General features: G+C 41.4%; 6 protein-coding genes and 1 pseudogene. 2 read left to right on the top strand and 5 right to left on the bottom strand.

Annotated elements, in window-relative coordinates; genetic code table 11:
* The first annotated feature begins 110 nt into the window (after positions 1–110).
* The gene (locus ACP45E_RS08055) at positions 111–1,412 is read left to right on the top strand and encodes a tyrosine-type recombinase/integrase (RefSeq protein ID WP_017037478.1); all 1,302 of its coding nucleotides are present in this window, start codon (positions 111–113) and stop codon (positions 1,410–1,412) included.
* Entirely contained in the window at positions 1,405–1,788 is a 384-nt protein-coding gene (locus ACP45E_RS08050) for a hypothetical protein (RefSeq protein WP_017037477.1), read from the top strand. The genes ACP45E_RS08055 and ACP45E_RS08050 overlap by 8 nt, the downstream gene beginning before the upstream one ends.
* Positions 1,789–1,957: 169 nt before the next feature.
* Here the strand turns inward: ACP45E_RS08050 and ACP45E_RS08045 are convergent, their stop codons facing one another.
* From ACP45E_RS08045 to ACP45E_RS08025, 5 genes and pseudogenes are all read right to left on the bottom strand, one after another.
* Complete coding sequence (locus tag ACP45E_RS08045) at positions 1,958–2,164, bottom strand: hypothetical protein (protein WP_017037476.1); 207 nt, start codon at positions 2,162–2,164, stop codon at positions 1,958–1,960.
* Positions 2,165–2,666: 502 nt separating this feature from the next.
* Positions 2,667–3,689 (bottom strand): tryptophan--tRNA ligase, encoded by a 1,023-nt coding sequence (gene trpS, locus ACP45E_RS08040; RefSeq protein ID WP_017033936.1) that lies wholly within the window; start codon positions 3,687–3,689, stop codon positions 2,667–2,669.
* A 530-nt stretch (positions 3,690–4,219) separates the two neighbouring features.
* The gene (locus ACP45E_RS08035) at positions 4,220–5,611 is read right to left on the bottom strand and encodes an HD-GYP domain-containing protein (RefSeq protein WP_017037474.1); all 1,392 of its coding nucleotides are present in this window, start codon (positions 5,609–5,611) and stop codon (positions 4,220–4,222) included.
* Between the two features lie 307 nt (positions 5,612–5,918).
* A pseudogene (locus tag ACP45E_RS08030) lies at positions 5,919–6,077 on the bottom strand (IS3 family transposase); the annotation flags it as partial.
* Positions 6,078–6,382: 305 nt separating this feature from the next.
* The coding region (locus ACP45E_RS08025; protein WP_241824285.1) for a hypothetical protein at positions 6,383–7,153 on the bottom strand (771 nt) is incomplete at its 5' end.

Below are 7,153 nucleotides of genomic sequence, written 5' to 3'. Positions count from 1 at the left end.
TTCAAATCCCTATCTCTCCGCCACTAATTCCTAGAAAAAGCCTTTGATTCCAAAGGCTTTTTCCGTATCTGAAGCATAGAAAAGTCACCTAACACAAATAGGTGATACATATGTATTTGATAAAACTGGCTTCTGGCGTGTACTACACACGTATTGCCACCCCTGTTTTTCTACAAAACTCCCATGACTATCCAAAGGAAGTTCGCTTCTCTTTGCTGACCAAAACGCGCCGTGAAGCGATTAAGCGTAATACTCGTTTAGCCAGCGCAATCTGCTCTCTGTTCGATAGAGCACTCAATCAGTACATGCCTTACAAAACGTTCAAAGCTATTTTGCTGGTTTTGATTAAACGTGTACGTGAAGAGTTTTATGCTCAAGTCAGCAATCAGCCTTGTCAGTATGATGTTGTTGCTGATACCCCTCCACCAGCGCCTATTCAGGTTGCAACTGACAATCCTTCCAAGGATTCTAAATTCTTTGCCAACGAGTTGGATGAGTTCATTCAATCGAAAAACCTAGAGAGCATTACGCATCTGTCGGTTACGCAATTGAAGCAACGTTGCACCGATTTCATTTACTTCATCAGAAAGCGCAAGTTACCTGCGACAGCCAAAACCGCTATGACTTATCGAGATAGCCTGTTAAGCCGTGGGCTGGGTTCGAAAACGATCAAAGACTACCTTGCGGCGCTAAGGCAGTTTTTTACTTGGTGTGTACAGCGAGAAACGATTACCAGCAATCCCTTTCAATCGATCAAAACGCCAAAATCAAAGGCCACAAAAGCATCAGAACAACGCTCGCGATGGACTCTGGATGAACTCACTAAGCTACTAACGTCAAGTGAGTATCGTAGCAGGGATAAGCAATTTGATTGGGTAACGAGATTACAGCTCTATCACGGTTTAAGGCCCGCAGAAGCGTGCCAGCTATCGACAGCAGACATCAAGAAAGTAAATGGGTTCTATTGCATCACTTGTTCTGATTCAAATGAGAAGCAGCGACTTAAAACCAAGAACGCTTACCGTTTGGTGCCCATTCATCAATCTTTGATTCAATCAGGGTTTATTGAATATGTCGAAGAACGCAGCCATAAGCGCTTGAAGCAACTATTCGACTATAAACCGCACGGTAAGAACCATGACTGGTCTTTCCGCTACAGGACGCATTTAGGGAAGATACAGACGGATATAGGTATGAAGCCTCAGGAGCGCCCAACCGCTTATTCATTCCGCCATACTTTTATTGATGAGCTAAAAATGGCCGAGGTTGCTGAGCACGTTGTGTCGGAAATCGTCGGTCATGCTCATCCCAACATTACCTATGGTCGCTATGGTAAGAATACTGATTTGCAGAAGCTTCATGAAGCCGTAAATGCCTTTCCTGTATTAGCTGGAGGAGATAGCCATGCGTAAGCTCGCTCATTTTGAATTGAAGTCTGTATTAAGTGCTCTAGACGATGCTGAGTTCACCCAAAATTATGACTTCTCGAATCTAGTTGCATGCGGCATTAGTCTTGAAGCCATTAGGCTTATTTACCGTCTAAAGACGGCATTAAAGCAAGATAGTGATTTAACGGTGGCGAATTACATCCAACATGTAAATCAGGTGTATGCCGTCGTCGATTCATTCTACGGATTTAAAGAGATGCTCGGTTACGATGTGCTTTCTCAGGAGATCGAAAGGGAAGAAAAGCTTTTGCAGTTGATTGATTTCGTACAAAACCATGGCATGGATATCAGCATTACGACCCAAGGAATAGCATGGGCGATATCCGTGCGGCTTGAGTAAGGTGATTGACACCTGAGCGCCGTTTACGGCGCTCTTATTGGTGTTCACAGTGATCACTCTCTACCTGCTAGCTCAGAAATGACAAAACTTTGTTAGGCATTTCAGGACACTGGAAAATTTCAGATAAGCTCTGCTACTTCATAGTATTCGATTAGCTACAAAGTAGCGTCTAGTGTTGGAGGTGGAGAGCTCTTATCTGTGATATCAAGTCGTCACTCACACCCTCACCGAATGTACTGACCAGATTACGGCCTGGAAACGATTTTAAGCGCTCATCCAATGCCATCTCACCGCAGACATACCACTCATCAACTTCTAGTGCTTGAGCGTGTGCGAACATGCGTCTGTAAGGGTCATTGTCATCAGGGCGCAGCATTACGTATATGGAGCTAATTGGTTATCTATAAACACATTGTGTTTGATGAGCAGATCTCTAGTGTAGTGGTCACCCGTTGGGTAAAGTAAGAGACCTGCTTCTGTCGCTGCGCGTGCTAGTTTCTGGGCTCCCGCACGATCTGGCTCGACATGTCTTAAAAAGTGGTCACTTGTGCTAAATGGTTTTTGTGATTCAAACGCCTTTCGTACGTTATCATGTCTACTAAGGTATGCACTTGAGTATATAAGTGAGTGAGGGTCGAAAAATAGGATCTTCACGGCATTCTCCTCTGCGAACTGAGTAGCAAATCGTTTGGTAATTAAGGTACGACAGAATCGCTTGGTGATCACACATTGTGAGTTGCCGTTCTGAATCGTTGTTGGACACAAATGAGTTACATGTGACCAAGTTCTGCTGCAAACGTATAAGTATGAAGTCAGCTTCCAGCTATTCAGCTATTCAGCTAATGAAATTCTAGAAGCTGACTTTTAAAAAATGATACTCAGAAAAGATTCAGACCAAAAATGTCCTTAACATCAAAAAGCACTTTGGATGTTTTTTCTCTGGAGACTTGGCTTCCCTTCACTAAAATATCAACTAGTTGGGCTTTATCATTCAAAAACTGGCTTCTACTTTCTCTTATTGGTCGAAGCATTTCCTGTAGGCACTCTTCCAGCACCGTTTTCGTTGTACCGTCGCCAAGCCCGCCACGTCGATAGTGTTCTTTTAGTTGCTTGACATAGTCTGTATCAGAGTGAAAAGCATCAAGGTAGGTAAATACAACATTTCCTTCCACCTTACCAGGTTCTTCGACCCTCAGATGGTTGGGATCTGTATACATAGATTTTACAGCGGCAGAGATTTCTTTTTCACTAGCCCCAAGATTAATGCCATTGCCCATCGACTTAGACATCTTATTTTTTCCATCTGTACTAGGAAGACGTGGTGCATTGCTCAATAAAGGTCGACACTCAGTTAATACACTACGACCCGCCAGAGCGTTCACCTTCCTCACAATCTCGTTGGTTTGCTCAAGCATAGGTAACTGATCATCTCCAACAGGAACTAATGATGCATTAAATCCCGTTATATCAGCAGCTTGAGATATAGGGTATGTGAGGAAGCCTGCTGGGATAGACCGTTCAAACCCTTTGTTTTGTATTTCGCTTTTTACTGTTGGATTTCGCTCTAGCCGACTGATGGTTACGAGGTTACTGTAATACATAGTCAACTCAGCAAGGGCTGGTAGTTGTGATTGAAGGCAAATAGTGGTTTTAGAGGGGTCGATACCAACAGCCAGATAATCAGCAACGACATTTAGAATATTAGATGATACTTTTTTCGGATTGTGGGCATTATCAGTAAGACCTTGCATGTCAGCAACGAGGATCGTTTGCTCATGATCTGCCTGTAAAGCTACGCGCTGCTGTAATGAACCGACGTAATGACCGAGATGCAATGGACCTGTCGCTCTATCACCAGTCAAGATAATTTCTGGTTTATCATTATGTTGCTTTGTACTCATGGTATATCTCCTAGTTAAAATAGATCGCTACTGGAGATACAAAAGAAATTACAGTCTCAGCCACCTTCCAGCAGCTCAAGAATGTAAGAATTCCGTGCCGCTCTAATTAGAGCGCCACCAGAAGAAGAATGATGTGATAGTTGATATGTATTTCATGCGAATAAGCTAACAGTAACCGTTTTGAAGTGCAACAATTGAAAATAATTTACTCATAGAAAAATTAATAACACTCTATTTCTGAGAAAGGTAATTAACATGCTCTAAATCATAAAGGGGCAAAAGTGTTTTAGCTTACCTGCCCCCGTCTGACTAGATACAGCCAAAAATCGATCAGACTTTATTGGAACTGATCAAACTTTATTGTCCTCCGACATGAATCCCTTGGGCAGTTTGTTTGGTAAGTTGCGTGAGAAAGGATTTGTTCTGCTTTAATCAAACAGGAAACTGCAAGGTGTAGGAGTGATCGGAACGGCGAGTTGCGAAACCTATTGTCTTTTTAGGGACTACAACGATTACCTACAAACCGATGGCTAAACAGTAGAATCAGGAGTTATCAGTCCTTCTGGCAATTTATCCAACGCACGCTTCAATGCATCAAAGCATTCAGGATCAATCGCAGTATTTAAATTTTCAGACATTATATCCAATGTTTTTGGTACTGGTACTGCTCCGCGGTAAGGTCGTTCTGCTGTAATCGCATCAAAAATATCAGCGGTAGTGATAATTCGGGTCGACAGTCCAATGCATTCTGCACTTAGTTTGTTGGGATATCCAGTGCCATCAAGCTTTTCATGATGGCTGCCTGCCATATTGGATAGGTTTTTAAAGGGGGTTATCTGCGATAATATATCTTTAGTAAATTGAGCATGCTGTTGAACTGATAACCATTCATCGTCATCTAATTTTCCAGGTTTATCGAGTATCGTATTGCTCACACCTAACTTCCCAACATCGTGCAATAAAGCTGCACGCCTAAGCCATTTCCGTTCTTCTTCTGATATCCCCATTTCGATAGCAATAAGGTCAGTAAATAAGGCCACTCTCTCGCTATGGCCAGATGTGAAAGGGCTTTTACTGTCGATAATTTTTCCAAACGCAAAAACGATACTATCAAGGTAGTCATCATCAATGAGTATGCTGGCTTTTGCTGGCGCTAATTCCATAACTTTATCAATGATATTTGATGAAGTTAAGACCGTGCAGAATTCGTTATCCTTTCCTATTTCGTTTATCGCAGAAACTAAAGTTGGATCAAACCAGCTTCCACTTCTTTCGTTTGCCTCGTTTAGCGCGGTTTCGAAATTATGTTCAAATTGAAAAACGTCAATAACTTGTGCGAGTAACGCAATACGAGAGTTTAATGGAATATTTTGTTGGGCGAGGTTTTCTGGCCGACCATTACCATCCCAATGTTCATCTAAAGAATGAACCCCTAATGCGACGTTTTCATTAAACCTTAATTCTCTCGCAATATCGGCACCTCTAGAACAGCGAGTTTCTATCAACTCTTGAGCGTAAGAATCTCCATTTTTTAAGATATCTATCGTCTTAGTGATGCGAGTTAACCAGTTTTCATTTTTCCCGGTATTGCGAATAACAAAGTTAATGACACTTGATAGACTTGTTCCTACCGTCTTAAAATTACGTTTAAACTCCTGATCGTCAGTGAGATAGAGTTCGCAAATACGGGCTGCATTGCTACTACAGCCCGTATCTTTTAATAACAGGGTAAAATACAGATCATGAAGTTCGCTTTCTGATAAACCGATTTTCTCACCTATGTGCATACCTATCCAGCAGCAACGAATGCAATGTTCCGGTGGTTGTCCTTCCGTCATATCCAAAGCTGTTGTCAATGATAGCATTAGCTCAGACAACAGAATGTAATTAGACTCAGGTATTAATGGCGGTATTTCGTTCATTTAACTTCCTATGATCAGTGTAGGTATTTGGACTGTAATACCATAACTTTGTTTTAATGTACCAATTTCACGCAATAGAATAATAAACATTAAATGCCGTTTAATAATCTCCGAAATCAACTGCAAAGTGCGACACTCGTTAATATCAAACCACCAATACTAGTTCTTTAAATAAAACCGTTAGTCGATTGAAGTATAAACATTTTTTTCGGTCGATAATTTATCCGCGATAAAGCGAATTCAACATCGTTGTCTGTTACCGCTGTAAGGTCGGTTCTAATCTGCTCCAGTCAGACTGGACAACGTATTAAGCGACATATTGTTTTTCAAAGTTAACTGGGCTTAGATACCCAAGAGCACTGTGCCTTCTTGTTCGATTATAATCAACTTCGATGTACTCAAAGAGTGCTTGACGCATCTCTTCTCGCGTCATTATCGACTCGTATTGGATAGCTTCTACTTTCATTTTAACATTTTCCTGAAGTCATCAAGATCCGAAGGAGTCTTAATTGACTTAGCGGCTTCGCGAGCGAAGGCTTCTAAAGCTTTCTTATCCATATTGCTTATCCTTAGCCATGATTGGCTTAATTATAAGCAGATACACAATTTAAATTACAGGCTCAATAGACTCTCACTAATTAGAATCGCTTGGTGATCACACACCTAGTAGGTCATCCCCTCTAAATCACTCCTGGACAAAAACGTTTTAGGTGTACTGCTCTAAACCGTTTCGTTCAGATTAGAAAAAGTCCTTGAAACCTTAAACGCTTGTTATGCGATTGGACACTTTTTCAGAGATCTAGCAAAGTAAAACTCTTTTGCACTTTCGATACTTTGCTTATTTACTGCTGCAACATCAGAGTAATTAAGGAAACTGTCTGGAGTATTAGCTGCAAACGCAAACTTAGGAGAGATAGGCATTAAAAAAAGATCATGATAGCTGTCCGCACATAAGAATTGACCTTTGCTTGCTTGGAGCAAGCCCCACTTTACATCTTTAAAGTCGAGCATGTGTTGGTCGATTCCAGATTGGATTAGATGCCCCGTCAATTGTCTCGCTGGAATTTCACCCTCTGAATTCACAAATCCTGCACGCTTAACCTCAATGATTTCCTGTTGCTCCTTAGTTAAACTAAGGCCGGGCACACCACTAAGTTTTGCGTTTGACAAACGATTTAGATGAGCCTGATGACGTAAACGCCATAAGACAAAATATTTAGATATTGCATGGTGGTTTCTTTCTTTTGAAATACCAAGGTTATCGATTTGCTCATGATAACCATGCTCAATATCTACCATGTAGCCACGCTCAGCACGCTCATCCCAATTGCGCTTAGTACAAAATATTTTCGCTCGCTTGTTCCGAGGGAAGGTTAGAGAAGTTGACTTCTCAAATACTTCAACATTGTCGGTATGGTTATAAAATTTACCTATTGAATGCGCTGTATGAAAATGCTGTTCAATTGTAATTCCTAGTGGATTTCTCTTTCTAGGTCTTTCGTATTCCATGGTTCCCCCAAGCGGACTAAAATTGTGGGTTAT

The organism is Vibrio genomosp. F10 str. 9ZD137, from assembly GCF_049974785.1.
Taxonomy (GTDB): Bacteria; Pseudomonadota; Gammaproteobacteria; order Enterobacterales; family Vibrionaceae; genus Vibrio.
This window is presented reverse-complemented; position numbering and strand designations above follow the sequence as displayed.